25 protein-coding genes are annotated in these 23,169 nt (G+C 44.5%); 12 read left to right on the top strand and 13 right to left on the bottom strand.

Annotated elements, in window-relative coordinates; genetic code table 11:
- Positions 1–100 precede the first annotated feature (100 nt).
- Positions 101–1,105, top strand: a complete 1,005-nt coding sequence (locus MKX30_RS23960; protein ID WP_341063652.1) for a LacI family DNA-binding transcriptional regulator — start codon at positions 101–103, stop codon at positions 1,103–1,105.
- 93 nt (positions 1,106–1,198) lie between these two features.
- Here MKX30_RS23960 and MKX30_RS23955 read toward each other — a convergent pair whose 3' ends face one another.
- From MKX30_RS23955 to MKX30_RS23930, 6 genes are all read right to left on the bottom strand, one after another.
- Complete coding sequence (locus tag MKX30_RS23955) at positions 1,199–1,876, bottom strand: hypothetical protein (protein ID WP_068938332.1); 678 nt, start codon at positions 1,874–1,876, stop codon at positions 1,199–1,201.
- Positions 1,877–1,970: 94 nt separating this feature from the next.
- Positions 1,971–3,191 carry a stalk domain-containing protein gene (locus MKX30_RS23950; RefSeq protein WP_028541953.1) on the bottom strand — a complete coding sequence of 407 codons (1,221 nt, stop codon included), beginning with the start codon at positions 3,189–3,191 and terminating at the stop codon, positions 1,971–1,973.
- Between the two features lie 334 nt (positions 3,192–3,525).
- Positions 3,526–4,011, bottom strand: a complete 486-nt coding sequence (locus tag MKX30_RS23945; RefSeq protein WP_068938333.1) for a CcdC protein domain-containing protein — start codon at positions 4,009–4,011, stop codon at positions 3,526–3,528.
- Positions 4,012–4,051: 40 nt separating this feature from the next.
- Positions 4,052–4,819 carry an ABC-2 transporter permease gene (locus tag MKX30_RS23940; RefSeq protein ID WP_068938334.1) on the bottom strand — a complete coding sequence of 256 codons (768 nt, stop codon included), beginning with the start codon at positions 4,817–4,819 and terminating at the stop codon, positions 4,052–4,054.
- A complete protein-coding gene (locus tag MKX30_RS23935) occupies positions 4,816–5,529 on the bottom strand; it encodes an ABC transporter ATP-binding protein (RefSeq protein WP_023986611.1) in 714 nt (237 codons plus the stop codon). Before MKX30_RS23935 ends, MKX30_RS23940 begins: the two co-directional genes overlap by 4 nt.
- Positions 5,526–5,939 carry a GntR family transcriptional regulator gene (locus MKX30_RS23930; protein WP_258297472.1) on the bottom strand — a complete coding sequence of 138 codons (414 nt, stop codon included), beginning with the start codon at positions 5,937–5,939 and terminating at the stop codon, positions 5,526–5,528. The genes MKX30_RS23935 and MKX30_RS23930 overlap by 4 nt, the downstream gene beginning before the upstream one ends.
- Positions 5,940–6,152: 213 nt before the next feature.
- Between MKX30_RS23930 and MKX30_RS23925 the strand changes: the two genes are divergently transcribed.
- Together MKX30_RS23925 and MKX30_RS23920 are read left to right on the top strand one after the other, a co-directional pair.
- Positions 6,153–6,725 (top strand): hypothetical protein, encoded by a 573-nt coding sequence (locus MKX30_RS23925; RefSeq protein ID WP_258297471.1) that lies wholly within the window; start codon positions 6,153–6,155, stop codon positions 6,723–6,725.
- A gap of 190 nt (positions 6,726–6,915) precedes the next feature.
- The gene (locus MKX30_RS23920) at positions 6,916–7,461 is read left to right on the top strand and encodes a GNAT family N-acetyltransferase (RefSeq protein ID WP_023986608.1); all 546 of its coding nucleotides are present in this window, start codon (positions 6,916–6,918) and stop codon (positions 7,459–7,461) included.
- 51 nt (positions 7,462–7,512) lie between these two features.
- Here MKX30_RS23920 and MKX30_RS23915 read toward each other — a convergent pair whose 3' ends face one another.
- Positions 7,513–7,845 carry a hypothetical protein gene (locus MKX30_RS23915; protein ID WP_341063649.1) on the bottom strand — a complete coding sequence of 111 codons (333 nt, stop codon included), beginning with the start codon at positions 7,843–7,845 and terminating at the stop codon, positions 7,513–7,515.
- Between the two features lie 187 nt (positions 7,846–8,032).
- On the opposite strand from MKX30_RS23915, the gene MKX30_RS23910 reads away from it, so the two are divergent.
- Positions 8,033–8,851 (top strand): alpha/beta fold hydrolase, encoded by an 819-nt coding sequence (locus MKX30_RS23910; protein ID WP_023986607.1) that lies wholly within the window; start codon positions 8,033–8,035, stop codon positions 8,849–8,851.
- 109 nt (positions 8,852–8,960) lie between these two features.
- On the opposite strand, the gene MKX30_RS23905 is transcribed toward MKX30_RS23910, so the two are convergent.
- The 3 genes from MKX30_RS23905 to MKX30_RS23895 all read right to left on the bottom strand — a co-directional run bounded on the left by MKX30_RS23905 (position 8,961) and on the right by MKX30_RS23895 (position 12,330).
- On the bottom strand, positions 8,961–9,176 hold the full coding sequence (locus tag MKX30_RS23905) for a cold-shock protein (RefSeq protein ID WP_013308357.1): 216 nt from the start codon (positions 9,174–9,176) through the stop codon (positions 8,961–8,963).
- Positions 9,177–9,307: 131 nt separating this feature from the next.
- On the bottom strand, positions 9,308–9,508 hold the full coding sequence (locus tag MKX30_RS23900; RefSeq protein ID WP_007428290.1) for a cold-shock protein: 201 nt from the start codon (positions 9,506–9,508) through the stop codon (positions 9,308–9,310).
- 386 nt (positions 9,509–9,894) lie between these two features.
- Complete coding sequence (locus MKX30_RS23895; RefSeq protein ID WP_341063647.1) at positions 9,895–12,330, bottom strand: LamG-like jellyroll fold domain-containing protein; 2,436 nt, start codon at positions 12,328–12,330, stop codon at positions 9,895–9,897.
- Between the two features lie 429 nt (positions 12,331–12,759).
- Between MKX30_RS23895 and MKX30_RS23890 the strand changes: the two genes are divergently transcribed.
- The 7 genes from MKX30_RS23890 (at position 12,760) to MKX30_RS23860 (ending at position 19,354) form a co-directional block, all read left to right on the top strand.
- Complete coding sequence (locus MKX30_RS23890) at positions 12,760–13,104, top strand: DUF805 domain-containing protein (RefSeq protein WP_023986605.1); 345 nt, start codon at positions 12,760–12,762, stop codon at positions 13,102–13,104.
- Between the two features lie 153 nt (positions 13,105–13,257).
- Positions 13,258–14,853, top strand: coding sequence for a spore germination protein (locus MKX30_RS23885; RefSeq protein ID WP_076295736.1), 1,596 nt, complete (start codon positions 13,258–13,260; stop codon positions 14,851–14,853).
- A 36-nt stretch (positions 14,854–14,889) separates the two neighbouring features.
- Positions 14,890–16,095, top strand: coding sequence for a Ger(x)C family spore germination protein (locus MKX30_RS23880; protein WP_023986603.1), 1,206 nt, complete (start codon positions 14,890–14,892; stop codon positions 16,093–16,095).
- Positions 16,096–16,169: 74 nt separating this feature from the next.
- Complete coding sequence (locus tag MKX30_RS23875; protein WP_023986602.1) at positions 16,170–16,421, top strand: hypothetical protein; 252 nt, start codon at positions 16,170–16,172, stop codon at positions 16,419–16,421.
- A 15-nt stretch (positions 16,422–16,436) separates the two neighbouring features.
- Positions 16,437–17,588, top strand: coding sequence for a GerAB/ArcD/ProY family transporter (locus MKX30_RS23870; protein ID WP_338533122.1), 1,152 nt, complete (start codon positions 16,437–16,439; stop codon positions 17,586–17,588).
- Complete coding sequence (locus MKX30_RS23865; RefSeq protein WP_308457640.1) at positions 17,560–18,699, top strand: GerAB/ArcD/ProY family transporter; 1,140 nt, start codon at positions 17,560–17,562, stop codon at positions 18,697–18,699. The genes MKX30_RS23870 and MKX30_RS23865 overlap by 29 nt, the downstream gene beginning before the upstream one ends.
- A gap of 256 nt (positions 18,700–18,955) precedes the next feature.
- On the top strand, positions 18,956–19,354 hold the full coding sequence (locus MKX30_RS23860; RefSeq protein WP_023986599.1) for a hypothetical protein: 399 nt from the start codon (positions 18,956–18,958) through the stop codon (positions 19,352–19,354).
- Between the two features lie 129 nt (positions 19,355–19,483).
- Here the strand turns inward: MKX30_RS23860 and pyk are convergent, their stop codons facing one another.
- Positions 19,484–20,899, bottom strand: coding sequence for a pyruvate kinase (gene pyk / locus MKX30_RS23855; RefSeq protein WP_023986598.1), 1,416 nt, complete (start codon positions 20,897–20,899; stop codon positions 19,484–19,486).
- Positions 20,900–21,078: 179 nt separating this feature from the next.
- On the opposite strand from pyk, the gene MKX30_RS23850 reads away from it, so the two are divergent.
- Positions 21,079–21,867, top strand: coding sequence for a helix-turn-helix domain-containing protein (locus tag MKX30_RS23850; protein WP_028541943.1), 789 nt, complete (start codon positions 21,079–21,081; stop codon positions 21,865–21,867).
- A 98-nt stretch (positions 21,868–21,965) separates the two neighbouring features.
- Here MKX30_RS23850 and MKX30_RS23845 read toward each other — a convergent pair whose 3' ends face one another.
- The gene (locus MKX30_RS23845) at positions 21,966–22,370 is read right to left on the bottom strand and encodes a hypothetical protein (RefSeq protein ID WP_076295734.1); all 405 of its coding nucleotides are present in this window, start codon (positions 22,368–22,370) and stop codon (positions 21,966–21,968) included.
- Between the two features lie 193 nt (positions 22,371–22,563).
- Complete coding sequence (locus MKX30_RS23840; RefSeq protein WP_341063645.1) at positions 22,564–23,028, bottom strand: hypothetical protein; 465 nt, start codon at positions 23,026–23,028, stop codon at positions 22,564–22,566.
- Between the last annotated feature and the right edge of the window lie 141 nt (positions 23,029–23,169).

Raw genomic sequence — 23,169 nt, 5'->3', positions numbered from 1 at the left:
TTTGCTGCTTATGTGTAGAACTACGACATTTGGAATAGATATGTGGTTAATAATGAATATACAATAGCAATTATAAGACGGACGACAAGGAGGTGACGATGTGGTCAGCATTAAAGATATCGCCAAACAGGCGGGCGTTTCCATATCTACCGTTTCATATGCCTTGAATGGTAGCGATAAGGTAACAGAAGAAACTTGCGCACGTATTTTAGCGATTGCCAAAGAGCTTAACTATGTGCCCAATGCCGCCGCACGTAATCTCAAGAAAAGGCAGACCAAAATTATTGGCGTTTTCCTGACTGATTTTCGTGGAGACGTTTATGGAGATTTACTGTACGGCATCAAGGAAATTTTGAACCGCAAGGGTTATGATCTCATCGTATGCAGCGGTAAGCAATCTCACCGAATGCTACCGGAACGCATGATCGACGGCGCCATTGTGCTGGATCAGACGTTTGATAGTCAGGAGCTACTGAACTACGCCGAGCGAGGACATAAAATTGTCGTGTTGGACCGTGAACTGAATCATCCTAACATTAACCAGGTGCTGCTGGATAACAAAGCGGGCGCCGCTCTCGCAATCGAACATTTATTGGAATTGGGACACCGTAAGCTATATGTGGTTACCGGACCAGAAGGTTCTTACGATTCATGGCAACGGATGCAGGCGGTCAAGCAGACCATTGAGCGTAACGGCGTCGCTGAAATGATCGAAATTGACGGCGATTTTGAGAAATCGGGTGGCGAACAGGCGGCTGAAATCATTTTGCGGCAACAAGATGGCCCGGGTTCGGAACCTGTAGCCGTATTTTGTCTCAATGATGAAATGGCAGTGGGCTTTTACAATCGAATGGCTCAATCAGAACTGACAATTGGCAAGGATATTCATATCGTCGGCTTTGATAATATCGAGCTGGCGCAATATATTCAGCCTCGTCTGACAACGATTGACTATTCCAAACGTAAATGGGGTGCTGTAGCTGCCGAACAAGTTCTCAAAATCATTGCTGGGGAAGACGTGGAGCATGAACGTTTATACGTTACGCTTGTCCAAAGAGAATCGGCAGGCGCAGCATTCATCACCCCAGATCAACAGAATCTGTGATGAACAACGCAGAAGTAACCCGCTCGCCAGCCTCAAAAAAAGAACTTCCATAGTCCCAGAACACGGGTTGGAAGTTCTTTTAGTTATACTTTTTTAACCTAACAAATCCTCAATTAAATTCGTCAACGACCGTAAGGGATTGTCAATCATTTCCCCCGTCTCCAGCTCCACCTGTAACGCAGCATCAACCATAGACAACTGTGCTACAGCCAGACCTCTGCTTGGATCAGCCTTCCTCAGCTCATACAGCGAACGGACCAGCAATTCCTTATACTCGTCTTCACGTCCCTGCATAATCAGTTGAAAAGCGTCCTCCACCACCTTAATCTCCATCCAAGAAGAGATATCTGGTTTGCCTAACAGAGCAGCCGTATGATAAAGACGCTTCATCGTTCCCTCTACAGTAGCCGGATTCGTGAATACCAAGGTCCGTGGCAGCAAATCATCGCATATCTCATGAAAAAAGGGCTCATCCAGCGCAATTACTGGTGTAGACATGGTCAATTGAGCCTTTTCTGCCAAAACGATATAATTCGTGCACGTTATCAAAATAACGTCTATGTCGCTTTGGGCAATCCAACTTAGTTGCTCTTCTACCTTGCGACTGGCATCGTCCGCAGAAAAATGCGGGTCTGACGAGATCCGGCGCATAAGCCCAGGGTCCACAAAATGTATCAGCTCCACCTCATAAGAAGCAAAAGCTCGTTCCACATAGGCTATGTTCGAGTGATGTGCATGCAGGCAGCCCACACGCTGCTTCAAGCCTTCCATCGTTCAACCCCCTGTTATATGTTTGCATCATTTTAACAGGAACAGGACGGTTGGGAAAGCGTGCCAATCAGGCCATACCCCAAACTCACTTTTTTTAAAACTTACCGTTTGTATTTTTCCACTCTGTTTTAGCTGGAACCTCCTGAACTACGTCCCAATGTTCTGCTACCTTACCGTTCTCTACCCGGAACAGATCATAGACAGCGGCTGAAGTTCCCTTAGATGATGTCAATTCACTCACAACCAGCACGAAGTTGCCTTCTCCAATAACCATGTGAACCTGACCATATCCAAAAGAAGCTCCTTGGCTTCCCGCTGCGGAAAATGCTTGCTTCAAATTGGATACACCGTCACCAAAAAGAGGGTTATGCTGAATGTAATGATCACCGTTATAGTAGCTTTCCAATGCAGCACGATTTTTGCCAACCAGGACATCATCCACAAACTTGCGGATCAGTGTTTTGTTCGTCTCAGTTTGGTTGAGATCCGTGATCTGTGTTGTTCCGTCAATCATTGTACGTCCGCTTGGATTAGCTGGAGCCGAGTCCTGAATATTGTCCCAATGCTCAACGATTTTACCATTGCTATCGAAGCGGAAAATATCAAAGACAATGCTTGATTTACCTGCAATTGTCGTTTTATAATGAACAGCTACAAAATTCCCATCCTGAAGCACACGATGGATTTCAACCTTTGTACCAGCTTGCTTCAATTGGCTAATTCCTTGCAGCAAGGCATCTCTTCCGCTGGCAAAGCTCAGATTGTGCTGAATGTACTGATCTTTGCTGATCCAGGTCTCGGCCGCTTTCGTATCTCCGGTTTCAAAGCTTTTCACGATTTCAACGACCTTATCCTTATTACTCACCCCGATTTGCACCGTTTGGCTAGCCGGGTCCCAAATCACTTGCTTGCCCCATGCTTCTTTGACGACATCAACCGGTACATAAGTTACCCCTTGCTTGGTCAATAGGGTCGAGGTGGATAGCGGTACCTTAATCCCGTTGATTTGCGCTTCCGGACTGCCTGACACCAGTACAACCGTCGCCTGATCATATCGGATAGTCGTGCTTTGTCGCGCCGTATTGAACGTAATATGCTTGGCATCCATTGGAATTCCCAAACTGGAGGCCAATTGTCTCAAGGGAATTAAGACCTGCTTATTTCTCACGATAGGCGCAATTTTGTAAGCCTCCTTCTTGCCATCTACCCAAACCTGAATACCCGTAGTAGGTTTTACCTCGGCTGCTAAAGCCGGTACAGCAGAAGACAGAACAAGCAAACCAGCGAGTGCAGCAGTAACCGTATGTTTTTTCATGAATGTGAACCCCTCTCAACCTATAAAATAAAATATGGAAGACAATTTTCTTTTATGTAACTTATATAGTTACACCTAATCGCAAAAAGCAACTTTTCCCCGCCTATCTAACTTTAAACCCCATTTAAATCTTTTGAAACCTCAATAACCCTCCTTTCAAAAATTTATAATTGTACTGCTACAATGCAAGCCACAAGCCTTAGAATAAAGGATATGGGGAGCAATAACAATGTATGATAATTTGCTAATGCCGAAACTCAAAAAAAGCGGCTCCTATCATCAAGCGAATAAACGCTTTTTGAATAGTAAGCCGCTGTTAACCCCATTGCTATTGTTATACGGATAACGTTCTCCGAAACTTGATAAAGCTTCCAATTCGCCAGATTGAGATATACACCAGCGCCATCGTAATTGCCAGCATGCTAATTTCAGTCGCACCCAGACTACTGAGGTACTGGGTCAAAACAACGCGAATCAAGATAATAGCGATAATAATATATTTAAAATATTGGTTCGGCTTGGGATAAATACGACCGTCATCCCGTCTTTCATACGCCGTATGCAGCAAAATAACATAGCCAAACAGAGCCCCTAATAGCCCGGCAACCAGCAGTTCCCAAAAGGCGGGGGGCGCATACGTTTGACCGGGAATATGCATTAATTGGTACACAGACATCATCATAAGCGGGAATGCGATAAACAAGGGGAGCAGAATCCGGATTCCGTTTCCTTTTACCGGCCCCCCTCGTCTTTTGGTTCTCAACCAGATCATCAGCCCCACCAAAACAGCCAACAATGCATATATAAATATCGTCGTCATGGTGAAACTCCTTCCTCATAGATCCTATAGATACGCTAGCCTAAATCGACAGTTTTTTCTCCAGTAGATAAGCGCTCAAGCGGATTAATACATATGCAGCAACCCAACTGATCAACACCGCAATCGGGAAATGCCAGGTAAAAGAAAACCATTGTCCTGTTTGAACATGGTCAAACTGCTCATAAAGCCCCTGATCGCCTGACCAATAAAAGACACTCCCGCCACCCATTAAAAGAATCCAGAGTATCGGGCTAATCGGCCGCAAGGTGCTGTATTTGGTACTGGCCGTCAGCAGACCCAGCGCAATAACCAACGGTGTGAAGGCGATAATCATCACAAACCAGTTCAATCCAGCTATAATAAAGGACGCTGCATCCGCAAACGTATAAGGCTGGATGGTGGATGAGATGAACAGCGCGTACAGAGAACCTACCGCAAACAGGGACAAGGTCACGACCACGGCTTGTAAAATAGCAGCAATCCATTTGGCGCTAATCAGCCACATACGCGGATAGGGCAGAGTCAGCCACCATCCGTAGGTGTCATTCTCCCATTCTCTTCTCAGACTTCCCACACCCATGAAAATGATCATGTACGGCAAACCCAGGGTGACATACCACAGCCTTGTCAATTCGAGTTGGTTATGAAGCGCGAAATACAAGGAAATAACGAACGCCGCAATTAGAAATAATGAGAAATACACAAGTCTCCACGATCTCGGTAGTCGATTGCGGCTCTGCTTTCTCCAGCTTCCTTTATTTCGAAATTCATGGCGTATCAAATCTTTGAACAGCCCTGATGAATTCACGCCTTCCACTCCTTTTTGTACAAATTGCGGAACACCTGATTCAGCGAGCCATGCTCTGCACGCAGATCGTCCGAATCACCAGACCATATAACCCGTCCGCGGTCCATCATGACCGTGTAGTCAAACAAGCCTTCCACTTCCTGAATATCATGCGTGCTAATGAGTATAGACTGCTGGCGACCCTCCAAATAATCAATAATCCCGGCCACGATCGCTTCTCTGGAGAGGACATCAATGCCCGCAAACGGTTCATCCAGGATCATGAGTGGAACCTCACGCGCCAGACATAAAATCAGTAGCACACGTGCCTCCTGTCCGCGACTCAACCCGGCCATTTTCAACTCCAACTCCACGTCCATATGATCAGCAAGTTTATAGGCATCTTTTATATTGAAGCCAGGCAAAAAGGATTCCCCCCACTCCAGTGTCTGCTGCACCGTATGATTGGGGTACCAGCGAGCCCGGTCAGGCAGGTAGGATATACCACGATTGGTTTCCCAACCCGGCTTTTGCCCCAACACCTGAAGCTCGCCCCCATCTGGCCGAATTAATCCGGTGATTGCTCGAAAAAAGCTGGACTTCCCACAGCCATTGGGTCCAAGCACCCCTACAATGCGTCCCGCCGGAATGACGACATCCAAGTGGTCCAGCGCTTTTTTACTTTCATATTGCTTCGTCAGATGACTCGCAACCACAATAGATTCCGTCATGCCCCTTCGCCTCCTCCCTCGTCATTTCCGTCCTGTTTGCTTCTTATATACTGCTGTACATCTTCCCACGATAACCCCAGGCTGCTCATCTGTCCGAGAAACTGCTCTATATATGTTATGGCCAATTGTTCCCTAAAGCTGGCAATCCGTTCACTGGACGAAGTAACATAAGTGCCTAACCCGCGCCGCTTCTCAGTCAATCCGTCCCGCTCCAGCTCCTGATACGCCCGCATCACAGTATTTGGATTCATGCGTAATTCCTGCGCCAGATCACGAACAGATGGCATTTTACTTCCCATTTCGATCTCCCCTTTAGCAATGGAGCTTCGTACTTGATTTAATATTTGTTCATATAATGGCTGGCTGAAGTCAATTAAAAATCGGAACGAGCCAACCCGTTGTTCTTCCATGGGTGTTTCCCCCTAATCGGCTGCATCTATTGTGCCTGTAGTGTATTATATCACTTAATACACGTAATACAAGTACCATCTTACTAAAATGTTAGTCTCGCTCTCCAAATTTCATTCAGTAAATGCTCAGCTTGCACTCAGATAGCATTCAAGTTGATCCCTTATGATGTATCACGTACCAAACAAACCATAACCGAAAGGTGGAAAATGAAGATGAAGAGCACCAAGAAAGCAATTTTGGCCGGAACGATGGCCTTGGCATTTTTAGGAGGCGGGGCACTGTACTCCACAAGCGCAGCCCATGCTGCTTCAACTACACCTGAGAAGGCTCCCATCGCAGACAAAGCACAGACACCTAAGGGTAACCCCGGCGATGCTAACGGCCCTAAAATCGCAGGAGGAAACTATGCTGAGAACAAAGCTCTCCTGAAATTATTGAAATTGTCCTCCAGTCAGTTGGATACACAGTTGAAAGCAGGTAAATCCCTTGCTACGATCGCCAAAGCACAAGGCGTGAGCGTAAATTCCGTTATTGATGTGATGGTTTCAGATATGAAAGCGAAACTGGCTACGGAAAAACAAAACGGCAAGATTACAGCAACTGAATATAACCAACGTGTCTCTAATCTAAAAAAAATGATGACAGATATGGTGAATGGCGTAAAACCCTCCAAACCACCAGTAGATGGCGGTAAAGCGGATGCAGGTAAAGCTCCTGCCCAAGGAGATGCAGCCAAGGCTCCTGCTAAAACCAATGCAGCTAAAGCCTCTGCTAAGCAGAAATAGCTAAAGCCACCCATGTATAATAAATCTCTATCCGGCTTCCCTGTACGGATAGAGAAATCAATAAGCCTGTCCCCTGCTGCGATACAACATAAGGAGACAGGCTTATTTGTCATGTAAACAAGATAATATGTGGTAGACTAACATGATCCAGAGGTCATTTTTCACTAAAATTCATAATAAGGAGAATGTAATGAAAATAAATAAACAGGAATTTGATATACGAGGAATGAGCTATACGATCAGATCTGCCATGATTCAAGATGCGAAGAATTTGTCTGAAATCCGTTTGCTGATTGATGGAGAGACTGAAAATTTAGACAGAGAGAAGGGAGAAGCGTTTATAAGTACATCCGGTTTTGAACAGCTCATTGAATCAGATACAGAGAATAACAGAAACCTATTTTTAGTTGCGGTAGTTCATGATAAAATCGTCGGCTTTTCAAGATGTGAGGGCCATGTTCTGAGCAGATTCTCTCATAAAGTTGAATTTGGCGTATGCGTACTAAAGGATTTTTGGGGTTATGGGATCGGGACGTATCTTTTAAAAAAATCTATTTCTTGGGCTGACTCCAATGGCATCAAGAAAATAACTCTACAAGTTTTGGAAACGAATGATAAAGCCATTGAGCTCTATAAAAAACATGGATTTGAGATCGAAGGGTTATTAAAAAACGATAAGGTTCTTTCAGATGGCAAATACTACAACACCATAATCATGGGGAGATTTCATAAATAAAAAAAGACCCTGTTCAACAGGATCTTTCATCTTTGTATCGCCACACATCCCCTAGTAGCGATAATCATCATAAGGATTGCGATTACGATACTGATCACGCGGCTGCTGGGCTGCGGTAATCATCAAAAATATGCCTGAGATCAAATGCATCAACCAGCCCACAATCGGAATCCATCCAATAACCGAGGTCACGATCCCTAAAATAGATCCATAATAAGACTCTCTATTCGTCACCGATAGCCCCAACGTAACAATGTGGAAAATCAGCATAAAGAACAATATAGTATACGCGGAATTTACGACGAGCAGCCCGCCCAAAACGGGAATAGCTAAAAACAGCTCCAATCCGCCTGTAATCCATTTTAATGTTTTTGATGGTGTCATTGTTCCACTCTCCCGATGCTGTTTCATTCCATAATTATATCCCATCCCTATCTAGGATGACATACATTTTTTAACATAATATATGCTTATATCGTGACAGTCTCATCCCTTTTTCGAATGAGCTAAGCCCTGGCTACATATATGTGAGAGAGAATGAAATTTCGTGATTTCTAAAGGGGTGAACACGATGGGATATTATATTGAGGTGGAACGCGGCGTGAAGCTGTATGTCGAGGATATTGGAGAAGGCATCCCTGTTCTGATGGTTCACGGCTGGCCGCTGGATCACCGAATGTACGAATATCAGGCCGCCTTGTTGCCTGCTTACGGGTATCGCTGTATTCAGGTTGATCTTAGGGGGTTCGGCAAGTCTGATCGACCATGGCATGGATACAATTATGATCGATTGGCGGACGATCTGCTGGCTGTTATGCAGGCGCTTCAGTTAAACCAGGTACGGCTGATCGGTTTTTCGATGGGGGGAGCTGTGGTCACACGCTACATGAGCAGGCACCGGGGATTTGGCGTCAATCAGTTGATCTTGATCGGAGCAGCTACGCCCCGATTCACCCCAACCAGCGACTTCCCTTACGGTACTCCTGTCACAGAGGTAGATAAACTCATCAAACAAGCCTATACAGATCGTCCACAACTGGTAACTTCTTTTGGCGAGATGTTGTTTGCCAATCCCGTTAGCCAGAGCTTACGCGATTGGTTACGTGATCAGGGTTTCGCGGCTACAGTTCATAGCATGGCTTGTACTTTGTATTCACTGCGTGACTCTGATTTGCGCGCTGACCTACCATGTATACACGTGCCTACTTGGATTCTACACGGCAAGCTGGATCGGGTCTGTCCTTTCCCCCTGGCTGTCCAAACTCAAAAAGGAATTGCCGGATCAAAGCTTATTCCTTTCGAACGAAGCGGGCACGGTGTATTTTACGAAGCGCTACCCGAATTTAATTCTATCTTACTGAGCATACTAGCCCCATCCTCCACACCATAATTGAAAACCTGTTCATTCTTATGTATAATTCATATTTATAAAAAACAAAAAAGACGCCTCAGCGCCGTTAATGGCTATGGGGCATCTTTCACTACAAACATTTATCCGTTTAGGATTGTTTGGTATGATTAAAGCTCGTATTATTTAAAACAGCCAGCTTTTTCTCGCCCTTCACCATGGCAGAACCGCAAATGGGGCATGTCGGCTCGACAGAAAAAGCGAAGTTATCCCGCATCCAGCCGTTACATGTATCGCTGGCGCAATTCCAGACAGTTGTAATTTCCTCAGGAATCTCATCCATTGGCTTTTTCCGTGAATTGTACATAAACATCCCTCTTTCTTCATGATTTATAAAGCGATAAGATGTAATCAGTTCAAAAACGGTCTTGTGAACAGATAAAAACAAATGCCCCAAACGCTATGTTCGGGGCATCTGAAGTAGGCTGTAATTTTAAATTACAGTTTTACAACGTTCTCAGCTTGTGGTCCACGGTTTCCTTCAACTACGTTGAATTCTACGCGTTGGCCTTCGTCCAAAGATTTGAAACCTTCGCCTTGGATTGCGGAGAAATGTACGAATACGTCGCTTCCACCTTCAACCTCGATGAAACCGAAACCTTTTTCTGCGTTAAACCATTTAACTGTACCTGTTTGCATGGAATTACCTCCAAAATGTATTTATATGACCTTTATTTTTGACAAATAAAAATTCACATATTGCACAAGGTTATTTCAACCTAAAACAATAACCCTCTACAATATGTGAATCTCAGGTCACAATTTCAATATACTCATATTACCATAAGTGTATTGAAAACGCAAGCACTGGTGAATTTAATTTATGCAGAGTGCTTATGTCTTCTATTGCTGCTTCAAAGCTGTGTTCATTCGGCGGGAGTGAGTCATTAACGCCTACTTAAAACATTATATCCGCAGTTGCTTCCTATTATACCAGCAATCAAGAAATAAATATACAAAACATTGTGCAGGAGACGAACTTCTTACTAAAAGCTCATCTCCTGCGTTTATTTGCTCATTTTGAATTACAATTCTGCCAGTGCTTTAATTTCCTCTGCTGTCAGCGCTTTGTTATACATTTGAACTTCATCCAGGCTGCCATTGAAGTAAGCATCGGCGGCAAAGCGGCTTTTGCCGAGATAAGCCTCGCTCGTCAGCAACTCATTGGGATTAAAGGTAATGCTGTCATTAACGGCTACTTCCTCACCATTTACATACAGCTTTCCTGTATTCCCTTTCAGTGTAACCGCTACATGCGTCCACTGGTTTAGAGGTAATGATGATTTGGAAAGCAAGCTTTGATCCGTACCCTCATGGATTGTAAACTGGAGCACACCGTTTCCTTGGGAAGGGGTAAGAAACATATGCCGGGCTTGGCCGTTGCCGAAGTCAAAAATCCGTTGCCAAGCTGCACCGCCCTTCCAGTTCACCCAAGCGGAAAAGGTAAAATCCTTCGCATCTGTTACTGTATTTGGTAGTTGCACGTAACCATCCTTACCGTTTAGGACAAGCGCACCGCCAAGCTTCCCGTCTTTATCCCATGCAGCACCACCATAGGTCTTACCATCGAATTGATTGTATGTGCTGTCGACAACCGAAGTTCCTTGATCTTCACTCCACGAATAGCGTGCGAGCTGAGGACCTCGGGCCTGCCCGGGAACAATGGCTGTAAAGTTTTTCTTAGCTGTGGCTTTGTCCTTTTTGATGGTCGCTGTCAATGTAACTGTTACAGGCTGAGAGCCGGCTTCTGGACGGTATACTTCACCTGTCACAGAAATATTCTCCGGGTGGGTGGATTCCCATGAAATAGTGGTATCTTGTGCTGCTTGAGTAGGTAGCGTCAGATTATAAAGAACATTGCTCGTATCGCCCAGGCTCAGATCCTTCTGCACAGCAGCTACAATCTTGCTGGCCTTCAGGTCAGGCTTTAGCGAACCCCATACCGCAACACCCTTGGAGGACAACGCGGTAAAAGCAAGCGTCTTGGCACCTGTGTCTGGATCACGGTGCCGCAGGAATACACCTTTGTAATTCGTGCCCTCTGCTGTAATTTCCAGCTGATTGCCTGCCCCCAACTTCCATGTACCGTTCACTCCACCAGACAGCTTGCCGCCACTATCCAGACTGACGTTAACGGCTTGCTTAATATTTGCCGAAATTTCCTTCCCGTGATTTACATACGAATATTGACCGAGGACATCCTTTTCTGACAGCTTTTTCAGTGAATCTTCATCTCCCGAATAACGATAAGGAGCAACCACAGGCCAACCGTCAGCGTTCATGAACATTTCATGTACCCGCACTTCAAACTGTTCGCCTCTCCCCGGGAAACGGGAATGGAAAATGACAAAATGCTTTTTCGTCTTGGGATCATAATAAGCCGAGTTGTGTCCGGGTGACACATAACCTGCACCCAGTCCAGTACCCGGATCACCAATTTCTCTTGGAATCAGGTAATTACCTATCAGTTTGACACCGTATGGTTCAATGGAAGCGTCATCAAAAAGTGGTTTATCAGGATTCGCCTTGACCTTGATCATATCATTGCCTTCAGCATCGTAGAAAGGACCATCCGGTGTTTTGGACCGAGCCACCCGCAGGTTGTATCCGCCATCCGCTGACAATCCACCATAGGACAGGAACAAGTAATAGTAGTCCGTTTGCGGACTGTATTGTATGTACGGCCCTTCCATACGAGCATGATTACCGCCTGTCAGCTTTTTACCGTAGCCTTGACCAGGGAGCGGCTTCCCTGTTTTTTCATCCATCTGCATAATGAAGATGCCTCCTGAGTAAGAGCCATAAACCATCCACAGTTTGCCGTTCTTATCATAAAAGGTGTCCGGGTCTACGGCATTTGGATGCTTGGTTGCGTCATAGATCGTCCCATCCTCACTCGGTTGGTCCCACATGCCGGATTTTAGAAAAATGCCTTTATTCTTATAAGGCCCTTCAATTTTATCAGCAACTGCTAGGCCCATTGCTGAACGCGGTGAGTCACCCTTGCAAGCGTTATAATACATATAGAACCTGCCATCTGCCAGTTGAATGACATCAGCTGCCCACAGGGTGTCTGTCTGTGCCCAATCCAGTGCTTCCTTTAATTCTTCTTTGACGTTGGGAATCAATGCATTACCATTCGCCACTCCTGTAGCAATCGTATCCCAATTCATGAGGTCTTTGGACTTGGCAGCCGCCAGATGTGAGCCGAAAATGTAAAATGTGTCTTTCACTTTCAGGATGGATGGATCATGTACGGAAGTCTCCTTGAAAGAGACAGCCTTTTTACTTTGAATTGAAAAGTTTTCTAGGTCTTGAGCTTGAAGGGAAGTTTGCCCCACATTTTGAATTCCATCTGTATCTGAATTGAGTGTTTGCTCGGCGCCTACCAAAGAAGCAGGCAACAACAGTGCACCTGCCAGTGAAGCTGCCGTTACTTTACGAACAAATGATTGCTTCATAAATCAATCTCCTCTCGTTTTGAACATCCCTGATAACATAAAAAAATATTGAGAAAGCGGTCAGGATTATGTTTGTATTAACTTCTTCAGCCTCGAATTTAATGTTGCTCATCCCTCCTATTCATCATTAAAGCGCTTTCACTTGATTTGAAAATAAAAGCACCTTCTGTTAAGAAGGACGTTTCAAACCTAGCGGTTAACCGTACCTCTATATTATTCAATGGATATGGAAAATTCAATATGTAATTTTATATTTTTATAAATTATTCATCGAATTATTAACATTAATAAATGTATTGCGTAAATTTCTAGTTTAAAGTTATAATTTTACAAGTAAAATTTTATATGTTTCCTGCCGATATACCTAAAAGGACAATTTTACGGATACTGTAAAGAACCGTTTAGATTTTATAAGGAGGTGAAAAATATATGCAATGGTATTTAAATGCATTAAAAAACTATGTAGGATTCCAAGGTAGAGCAAGACGTACAGAGTATTGGATGTTTATCCTATTTAGTGTAATCGTTAGCTTTGTAATCAGTCTGATCGATAGTCTTGTTGGCTTATCACCGATATTGACTTACATTTATTCTTTGGCTGTCCTGCTGCCATCCTTGGCCGTCCTGGCCCGTAGACTGCATGATACAGGCAGAAGCGGATGGTGGATTCTAATCGCTCTGATTCCTCTGGTAGGGTCAATTATTTTGATTGTATTCACATGCCAAGACAGTCAGCCTGGCGACAATAAGTATGGGAAAAACCCTAAATTGTAATGGTTGTAGATGTCTAAAACCTCTTTCACTTTTGTGAAGGAGGTTTTTTTCATATCTGTATCTCCCCCATCGAAATTTCAGCAGTAAGTTTATCTGGAGACCCCTGCGTCCATACTGGATTAAAAAGTATCCTCAAAGAGAGGGAGAACGTTCATGCGTTTTCGGAAAAGAACCCCCCCTAACAAAGTTAAAAAGCCGCCAGTCCAGCACAGCGAAAGTAAGTCTGAGCATTCAGGAGAGCAGCTCAGTGCGAATATCGGAAGCAATCTTCAGCAAATCAGACAAGCACTCGGTAACAGCACTGACATCATCATAAGAGAAGTTCGTATCGGCAAAGATGGTGACCAGCTCATTGCAATTCTCTATACGGACGGTTTGGCGGACAAAAATATAGTCTCCGACTTCATTATGGAATCGATGATGCTGGATAGTAGCTTGTCCAGAGACGTAGAGTGCAGGCTCCAGAACTCCTCTAGTGTCATGCAAGTATTGAAAGATTATGCCCTAACCATTGGAAGCATCCGGGAGATTATCGACTTTGAAACCTTATATAACGCGCTGTTGTCCGGGGATGCTGTCATTTTGATTGACGGTGAGACACAGGGAATAGTAGCCAGCGCACGTGGATGGAAGGATCGCGGTGTCACCGAGCCTGCCTCGGAAAATGTCGTCCGTGGGCCGCGGGAAGGATTTTCTGAGACACTGCGCACGAATACGGCATTGATTCGGCGTAAGATTAAAGATCCGAATTTGTGGCTGGAAACCAAACAAATCGGTCGTGTAACCCAGACCGAAGTCGCTGTCATGTATATCAAAGGGATCGTGAACCCTAAATTGGTCGAGGAAGTGCATGAGCGATTGAATCGCATTGATGTAGACGGCATTCTCGAAAGCGGTTATATCGAGGAGTTAATCCAGGACGAAACTTTCACCCCTTTTCCAACAGTATATAACTCCGAACGTCCAGACGTCATCGCCGCCGAGCTGTTGGAAGGAAAAATCGCGATCCTGGTGGATGGGACCCCGTTTGTGCTTGTCGTACCTGCGCTGTTTGTTTCCTTCCTGCATGCGGCGGAGGATTATTATCAGCGTGCGGACATCAGCAGCTTCATCCGGGTTCTTCGTTACACCGGAGTTTTTATCTCCCTGTTAGGTCCGTCCCTATATATTGCCATCACTACGTTTCATCAGGAAATGCTGCCGACCTCACTGCTGATCGGTCTGGCAGCACAGCGGGAGGCCGTTCCCTTCCCCGCCTTTATCGAAGCACTCATGATGGAATTAACTTTTGAAATATTGCGGGAAGCTGGAGTTCGTATGCCGAAGTACATCGGGGCAGCCGTCTCTATCGTAGGCACACTCGTCATCGGGCAAGCTGCCGTCGAGGCGGGCATCATATCTGCAGCAATGGTTATTGTCGTATCGATTACGGCGATTTCAAGCTTTGTTCTCCCTGCCTATAATATGTCCATCGCTTTTCGTATGCTGCGGTTCCCCTTGATGGGACTTGCCGCTTCCTTTGGGCTGTTCGGGATTATCGTTGGAGGCATTGCCCTGGTCCTGCATATGTGCAGCCTTCGTTCGTTCGGTGTTCCCTATATGACTCCTTTTGCACCTCTAATACCGACGGACACCAAAGACACCATATTTCGGTTTCCTCACTGGATGATGACTTCACGTCCACGGTTAGTCGATCAGAAGAATGTCAAACGTCGAAACAGCGCTCCACCTCGCAAATCAAGGGAATAAAAGAAAAGAGAAACAGTCGGAAAGGAGTGGATAATCATGAAGCGGAAGATAGCGATTCTGTGCCTGATTCTTGCACTCGTTTTACTTCTGACGGGCTGTTGGAATCGCAGGGAGTTGAATGAACTTGCCATCGCCGTTGGTATGGGGATTGATAAACAAGGAGATCAATTCCGGGTCTCTCTCCAAGTGGTGGACCCTGGAAAAGCATCGGCCAAAAAAGGAGCAGGCGGTGGTGCTCCAGCCACCTTGTATACAGAAGAAGCGGATACCATATTTGAAGCGATCCGAAAAATAACAACGATTAGCCCCCGGAGAATGTATTTTTCTCATCTGCGTATATGTGTAATCGGTGAATCGATGGCCACCGAAGGAATGGCGAAATCTTTAGATTTACTCTCCAGATATCATCAGTTCCGAACCGATTTTTATATTGTAGTGTCCAAGGGCACTAGTGCGGAGGATACGTTAAAAATCATGACACCTTTAGATCCGATTCCCGCAAACGACCTTTTCTCCTCTCTGGAAACATCACAAAAAAACTGGTCACCCAGTACGACAGTAACTTTGGATGAATTGGTATCAGCACTCACCAGTGAAGGAATGCAGCCTGTCTTGACAGGACTCCGAATCGTTGGCAATAAAGAAACGGGAGAAACAAGCGGCAATGTGCAAGAGATCGCCCCATCCGCCCGATTACAGTATTCCGGACTTGCTGTATTTAGAAAAGATCGATTAATCGGGTGGTTAAATGAAACTGAAAGTAGAGGCTACAATTTCATCCGCGGCAAAGTGCAGAGCTCTGTCGGCTTTGTAGCTTGCCCCAGAGGCGGCAAAGTCGTTTCGGAAATCATTCGTACCCAAACAACTATAAAAGGGAACGTTTATAGGGGGGAGCCCCAGGTCAATATAAAAATGCAGGTTGAGGCCAACGTGGGAGAAGTCGAGTGTAATGACCTGGATCTGACCCAGGTGGGGACGATTTATGACATTGAGAAGAAAGAGGAAGAAAAGATAGAAGAGATTATGAAAATGGCTGTCAGAAAAGCTCAAAAATCATACAAAGCTGACATTTTCGGATTCGGTGAAGCCATTCACCGCGCTGACCCGAGAACCTGGAAATCCATTAAAAAAAATTGGGATTATGAGCACTTTGCAGAATTACCCGTAAATATCAAGGTCAATTTCAAGATTCGGCGCTTGGGCACGATTGGCAGCTCATTTTTGAATGATATTAAGGAGTAAATCCCTTGTCAGATACGGCGGGGGATCTGGCTCCTGTATAGAACCTTACCCTACAAAAGAAGGTGTTTCCCAAGATGCTATCTCATATGGTGAAAGTTCTGGGCATATTACTAACCGCTGCTGCAATCAGCTTGATCGAGGTCCCCTACATGTGGAAAAAGGGGTTAAAAAAAGAGCTTTGGTTATTCTCCATCCTTCTCCTTTTTGCCGTCGGAATTTGCTGCGCCAAGGCATTAAACTGGCTTATTCCAACTCCTCTGGATTGGATAACAGCGGTATATAGACCTTTCAGTGATTTCCTGACCCATATCGGTCTAATAAAATAAGACGAGGTGAAATAGGTGCCCGGACAGATCAAAATCTCAGCACGCCAAATTATGATATTAACGGCTCTATTTACGATCGGGAGTGCAATCCTCATCATTCCTTCAGGCATGGCGTTGGTAGCCAAACAAGATGCGTGGATTGCCGCGCTCGTCGGGGTCGGGGCCGGGCTCCTTGTCTTGTATTTGTACAGCAAGATTGCAGCTCTGTATCCAGAGATGACTCTGATTGGGATTATGGAAACCCTGCTCGGAAAATGGTTAGGCAAAGCCGTCGGTCTTCTGTTTTTCACCACACTTTTCATCAATGCTCCCGCTCCCGTTTTATTTTATTTAGGGAATTTTATGACTACTCAAATGATACCAGAAACACCAATTCTAGCGGTAAATATCCTTTTTGCGCTTATTATATTGTTGGCTGTTCGGCTGGGGCTGGAAGTGCTGGTCCGTTCTGCCGAACTGATGTTTCCGTTATTTACTCTTCTTTATATTTCTTTTACAGGTTTAGTGGTGTCCAATATTAAATTAGAAAACATTCAACCTGTATTAGAGGCGGGATTGGGACCTATTTGGCCTGCTGCCCTGTCCTTTGTTAGCACTGTGTTTATACCTCATATTATTCTGCTCATGATCTTCCCGGCTTCTGTAAATCGTTCCGATCAAACCCGTAAAGCTTTTTTCATAGGCAGCCTGATTGGCGGATTAATGTTGGTCGTGGTGGTTGCACTGGCAGTTTTTGTATTAGGTCCTGATTTAACGGCAAGAAATATTTATCCTAGCTATGCGTTAGCCAAAAAAATTAGCATCGGCAATTTTTTACAGCGTATCGAAGCAATTATGGCTACCATGTGGTTTATTTCACTCTTTTTCAGAATCACGCTGTACATGCACACTACTGTGACAGCAATAGCCCAAATCTTTCGTTTGAAAAACGACCGGCAACTGGTGCTTCCTCTCGGGATGATTTTAGTCATCATGTCCGTCATCGTGTATCCCAATGTCCCATATCAACAAATCTATGATACAAAGACGTGGGTTCCTTATTCACTATCAATCGGGTTGTTTCTTCCCTTACTGCTGCTCAGTATACATGCCCTGAAAAGGTTGGGGACAAAGAAGAATAACAAGCCGGATGATAAACGTGAAGATAGAGGTGAAGATGGTGCCTAAGCAAGTTAAAATCTCCACACGGCAATTGTTGATCTTAACGATATTATTTACAATCGGCACTGCAATCCTCGTCATCCCTTCCGTTATGGCCGCCACTGCTAAACAGGATGCATGGATCGCAGCACTCGTCGGAGTGGGCTCCGGGCTGCTGTTGATATGGCTGTACAACACGATTACCATCCTGTATCCACAGATGACCCTGATTGAAATCATGGAGACCCTTTTGGGCAAGTGGTTGGGGAAGTCTGTTGCTCTGCTGTTTATGGTTATGTTTTTTCTGGGGGGTCCTGCTGCGGTGTTGTATGATTCGGGGAATTTTTTGACTACTCAAATGATGCCGGAAACGCCGATGCAAGCGGTCAACATCCTCTTTGCGCTCATTGTATTGATGGGCGTGCGCCTGGGACTGGAAACGGTAGCCCGTTCTGCTGAACTATTGTTTCCCTTGTTCATTTTGCTGTATACAGCTTTTGTCATTTTAGTCGTATCCAATATCAAACTGGAGAACGCCCAACCGATGCTGGAGAAGGGAGGCGGACCTGTTTGGTCTGCCGCCTTGTCCTTTATTAGTATTGCGTTTCTGACCCATATTGTTTTTCTCATGATTTTTCCGTTTGTCGATCAGCCCGATCAAGCGCGCAGGGCTTTTTTAACAGGGGGACTGATTGGCGGGTTGATTTTGGTTGTGGTCATTGTATTGGCCGTTTTGGTTTTCGGCCATGAATTAACAGCAAGAAGTATGTATCCGAGCTATTCATTAGCCCAAAAAATAAACATTGGAAATTTTCTTCAGCGTATTGAAGCGATCATGGCCGCTATGTGGTTTATTTCGCTCTTTTTCAGGCTGGCTCTGTATATGCAATCGATTATGATAGCCATTAGCCAAATCTTTAATCTAAAAGATGATCGTCCGCTGATCTTCCCTATCGGAATGATCCTGATCGTCATGTCGGTGATCATATACCCAAATGTCCCATACCAGCAATCCTGGGATGCAAAAATATGGACACCTTTTTCCTTATCTATGGGCCTTTTTCTGCCTCTGCTGCTGCTCTGTATGCATGGGATACGAAAAATCTGGTCAAAGAAAAAAATAGGGACCGAAGGATAGATCACATCCATCGTACGAGCCCTCCTACGAGCATCGATGAATTTTTTTTGCTGTTACCTGTTTACATCCTCCTCTTTTAGTTTATTTTAAACGAGTATTAAGCTGGCGCTAAGATTGGGTGTGTATGATGTATATTAGAATCTGGTAATTACATAAAGCCGGATCGGCTAAAGGCATAAACATTACTCCCGTTGGATATCCATATAAGGCTCCACCCTGGCAGAAATTGAATGAAACACAAAGGAGATTTACACTTATGAATCGAAAACGAATTATGGTCATTTGTACACTGTTGCTGGCGTTATCTATTGGGCAGTCTTCTACTTGGGGAAGTCGGGCTAATGCTGCTACACTGGCTCCAGAGAGAGCCCCTCAGGTACAGGATAATGAAGCTTCCAAGGATGATGAACTTTTGAAAACACTGGGCGCATCCTCGGATGAGCAATTGTATGATGCGCTATATAACGGTCAAACCTTGGCAGATATTGCACAATCCAATAAACAGGACGCACAGGCTGTTGTTGATTTACAGGTAGCTCAGTTAACGGAGCAGTTGGATCAACGACTGGCCAATAAGAGCATTACGCCTGAGCAATACGAAGCCCATAAGGCAGAATTGACACAGGTCGTTGCTAAAAGTGTGTTCGGGCTGTAAGCAGTGACACACTTGGCCCGCTTTACGCCGTAGTCCATGACCCCTCAGAGATGCTTCCGAATTCATGTCAAAAAGGCGCTGAACCCATGGAGGGCCAGCGCCTTTTGGCTTGTCTATATTTTTTTTAACTTACACTTGATATACTCGGATCAAGTTCGTAGTACCTGCCTCAGCGACAGGAACACCTGCCGACAGAACTACAGTATCCCCTTTATGGATATATCCTGCATTCAGGGCGTTACGGATGGAGGATTCAAACATTTCATCCGTTGTAGCTACTTTATCCCCTTTGATCGGGAATACACCGGATAACAGGCAAATTTTAGCGAATACCGTATTATTCGGAGTAACCGCAATAATAGGTGCCTTCGGACGATATTTGGATACCATACGTGCCGTGAATCCGCTGGCAGTCGACGTAATAATCGCTTTCGCATCCAGTTCCAGGGACGAACTCACCGCTCCCTGACTAATCACTTCCGTAATGTTGGTGCTTTGACGTGCTCTGCGCTTATCGAACTGCTCCTGATAATCGAATTGTGATTCTGCTCTGGCAGCTACAGCGGCCATAGTCCGTACAGACTCGACAGGATATTTACCTGCAGCAGATTCGCCCGACAGCATAACAACATCGGCTCCTTGCATAACAGCATTAAACACGTCACTAACTTCAGCTCTCGTCGGACGCGGGTTCACCTGCATGGATTCCAGCATGTGGGTAGCTACGATAACGGGCTTGCCGACCAGATTACACTTGTCTATCATTTCTTTTTGCATCACAGGCACATCTTGAATCGGCACTTCGACGCCCAGATCGCCACGGGCTACCATAATGCCATCGGAAGCTTCGATAATATCATCGAGGTTTTCCATGCCTTCAGCATTTTCAATTTTGGAATAAATTTGTACATGCTCAGCATGATGCCCCTTCAAAATCTCACGGATTTCACGGATATCGTCGCCTTTACGCACAAAAGAAGCCGCAATAAGCTCAACGCGCTGCTCCACCCCAAATTGGATGTGCCTCACATCTCGCTCCGTCACGCCTGGAAGGGTTGTATGAATCCCTGGCAGGTTTACACCTTTTCTCGGCTTCAAAATACCGCCGCTTACAATATTACAAATCATTTCCGTACCCTCGATGGAGGTTACAGTCAGATCAACCAAACCGTCGTCAATGAGAATGCGGTCGCCTGGTTTGATGTCCTTCGGCATATCCGGGTAATTCACTGAAATACGATGCTCGTCCCCTAGAATCTCTTCTGTGGTCAGAATGAGCTGGCTACCTGGTTTCAACAGACAAGATGCCTCTCTCAGCTTGCCAATCCGTATTTCTGGTCCTTTAATATCCATCATGACAGGTATAAAGGTATTCATTTCCTTCGCAGCCTGCCGCACATTTTCGATACGTTTAACGTGATCTTCCAGTTCACCGTGAGCCATATTCAAGCGGGCTACAGTCATACCAGCCTGAATCATTTCTTTTAACAAATGAATGGAGTCACAGGCAGGTCCCATAGTACAAATAATTTTAGTTTTAAGCATAGTAATGTCATCCTCCTGAATGTCTTTACTGTATGGTTTTCTATTCCACTTTGCTTCTCTATCTACATTAAACTTATATGGCTCTATTCTACCTGTACCCGTGCACCAAGACTATGAACTATAGTATGATGAATGTACTACAGTATAATGAATGTTGAAGACATCGGGGAGTGAGTTTCGTGATTACATTGGTGGATATACGGCAGGACAACGGTGTGGACTGGTATGAAAAGGCTAGTGCAAATAGCGACAACGATGACTTACTGTTCATTTTGGTCACCTTTGGCAAATGTGTATATTGGGTGAACGATTGCAAATTCATTCTCGGTAAGGGTGAAACACTGCTTTTACCCGGTCATCTGGATTACTATGGCAAGAGCATTCCTACGCTTTTTCATACCAAGTATGTGATACATTGCCGCAAAACATGTACGAACAGCACACTTCCTATACTGAATACTGACAAGCCGTTGTTGATCAAACCTGGATGCTACGATATGCTGCATGAACGGATCAAGTCGATGTACTATCAATGGACTGAACACCCAAGCTACTACACCATGATGGCTGACTGTCTGCTGACCGAGGCAATGATATATATGAATCAGGAATGGGACAAAGGCGCCATTTCTTGCGATCGAGAGCGACATGTAGAACATATGAAACAGTATATCCAGAACCATTACCGGGAAAAGGTAACCAAGGAGGAGCTTGGCGACGCCATCCGTAAAACCCCCAATTATGCCGCGACGCTGCTGCGTGAGGTAACACGCCAAACGATCAGTGAGCATGTACATACACAACGTATTAAAACCGCCATCTACATGCTGACCGAGTCCCGGCTAACGATTCGTGAAATTTCGGAGTATGTGGGATATAGTGATGTTTCCTATTTTCATCGAATCTTCAAACGGTTGACAGGCTGCTCGCCGTCCGAATTTCTGGATGAACGTTCCTCAATCGTTTAGAACTACAGAAATAGGATTATGGGAAGATGATACGAAGCAATTTTAAATTTGAAGCTAGAAAAAAGAACGCTCATTTTTTCGAGCGTTCTCTGGGAAAATTAGTTTTCTTCCTCTTTTTTTTCGTAGGTGAAATTTCTTAAAATGACCTGCTTTGTTTTAGTAGTTATTTCTTCCCCCTTATTATCCAAATTTGCAACCTGATCGCTTTGAAACTTGTTTGGGACCTTAACGGGATAAAAATCTCCGTGCTCAGTTAACAGGACATGGGGGTGTTTAGATTGAGCTAGATGCGTTAGTTCTTTCTTTCTCTCTGGTGAGAGCCAGTTAGAATCATCGGTTGCCTTAGTCTCAGTTTTGGTTACACTGGTTTTAGAATCGCCGGTTACTTTAACCTCAGTTTTAATTTCATTAGCAAAAGTTTGGCTTTGAATGACGGTTATAACCCCTCCGATAAGAACAGTTAGACCTAAGACAACAACACTTGTTCTTAGTCGCTTGTTCACACGCACACACCTCCCTTCCCAAAAGATGTATTACGTATTTTAAAAAATATTAGTATTACAACGAGTTCATAAAAAAACATAATAATCGTTAAATAAAATAGTATTAAAACGTAACGTATCCATTTCCTGAAATCGTATAATCATTGAGGTTAAGTACCATTACCTGATATTGTCCAAAACCTGGAGCTTTAATTTAAAAATCCCTATTTTCATCTGTATATCTTCCATAAACGGCAAAAACCTCTCCCAGATAATTTTTGTTCACGAGCAGGTAACCTACTTCAGGGCTAGACCAAGAACTACCATCTGCCCATTGTACTACATGGAAATTCAGGATAGCTGCGTTATTAACCGAAAACTTATTAGAGTAAATAGCCCCATCGTCTCGAGAATGGTGACTAAATGACCATGCTCCCAATGACATAGGAGAAATCTTTTGATCGAGTTGAGTCTTTTCTTTTTCAACAGCAATTGATTCTATGGGTTTCGCATTTTTGATAACTTCATTATATTCTTCAAGCGTCAAACCGCTCAATAGTGAATCCGAATTAGCAATTGAAGAATATGCTGGAAAAAAAGACTGTGGGGAAGATTCTTTAGCCGATGAAGAGGAATCTGCATAGGAGCTTGCTGGGGTCAATCCGATGGCTACCAGCATGACAACTAATCATAGTTACAAGAAATTTTTTTCACGAATAATTGAATCCCAAATACTAAATTTTAACAACATTTATATAATAACACGCAAAATACTCATAGTGTGCATACTATTTGTAATTTTTACCTCATTGACACAATA

The sequence above is a fragment of the Paenibacillus sp. FSL P2-0173 genome (assembly GCF_038008045.1).
GTDB lineage: Bacteria > Bacillota > Bacilli > Paenibacillales > Paenibacillaceae > Paenibacillus > Paenibacillus polymyxa_B.
This window is presented reverse-complemented; position numbering and strand designations above follow the sequence as displayed.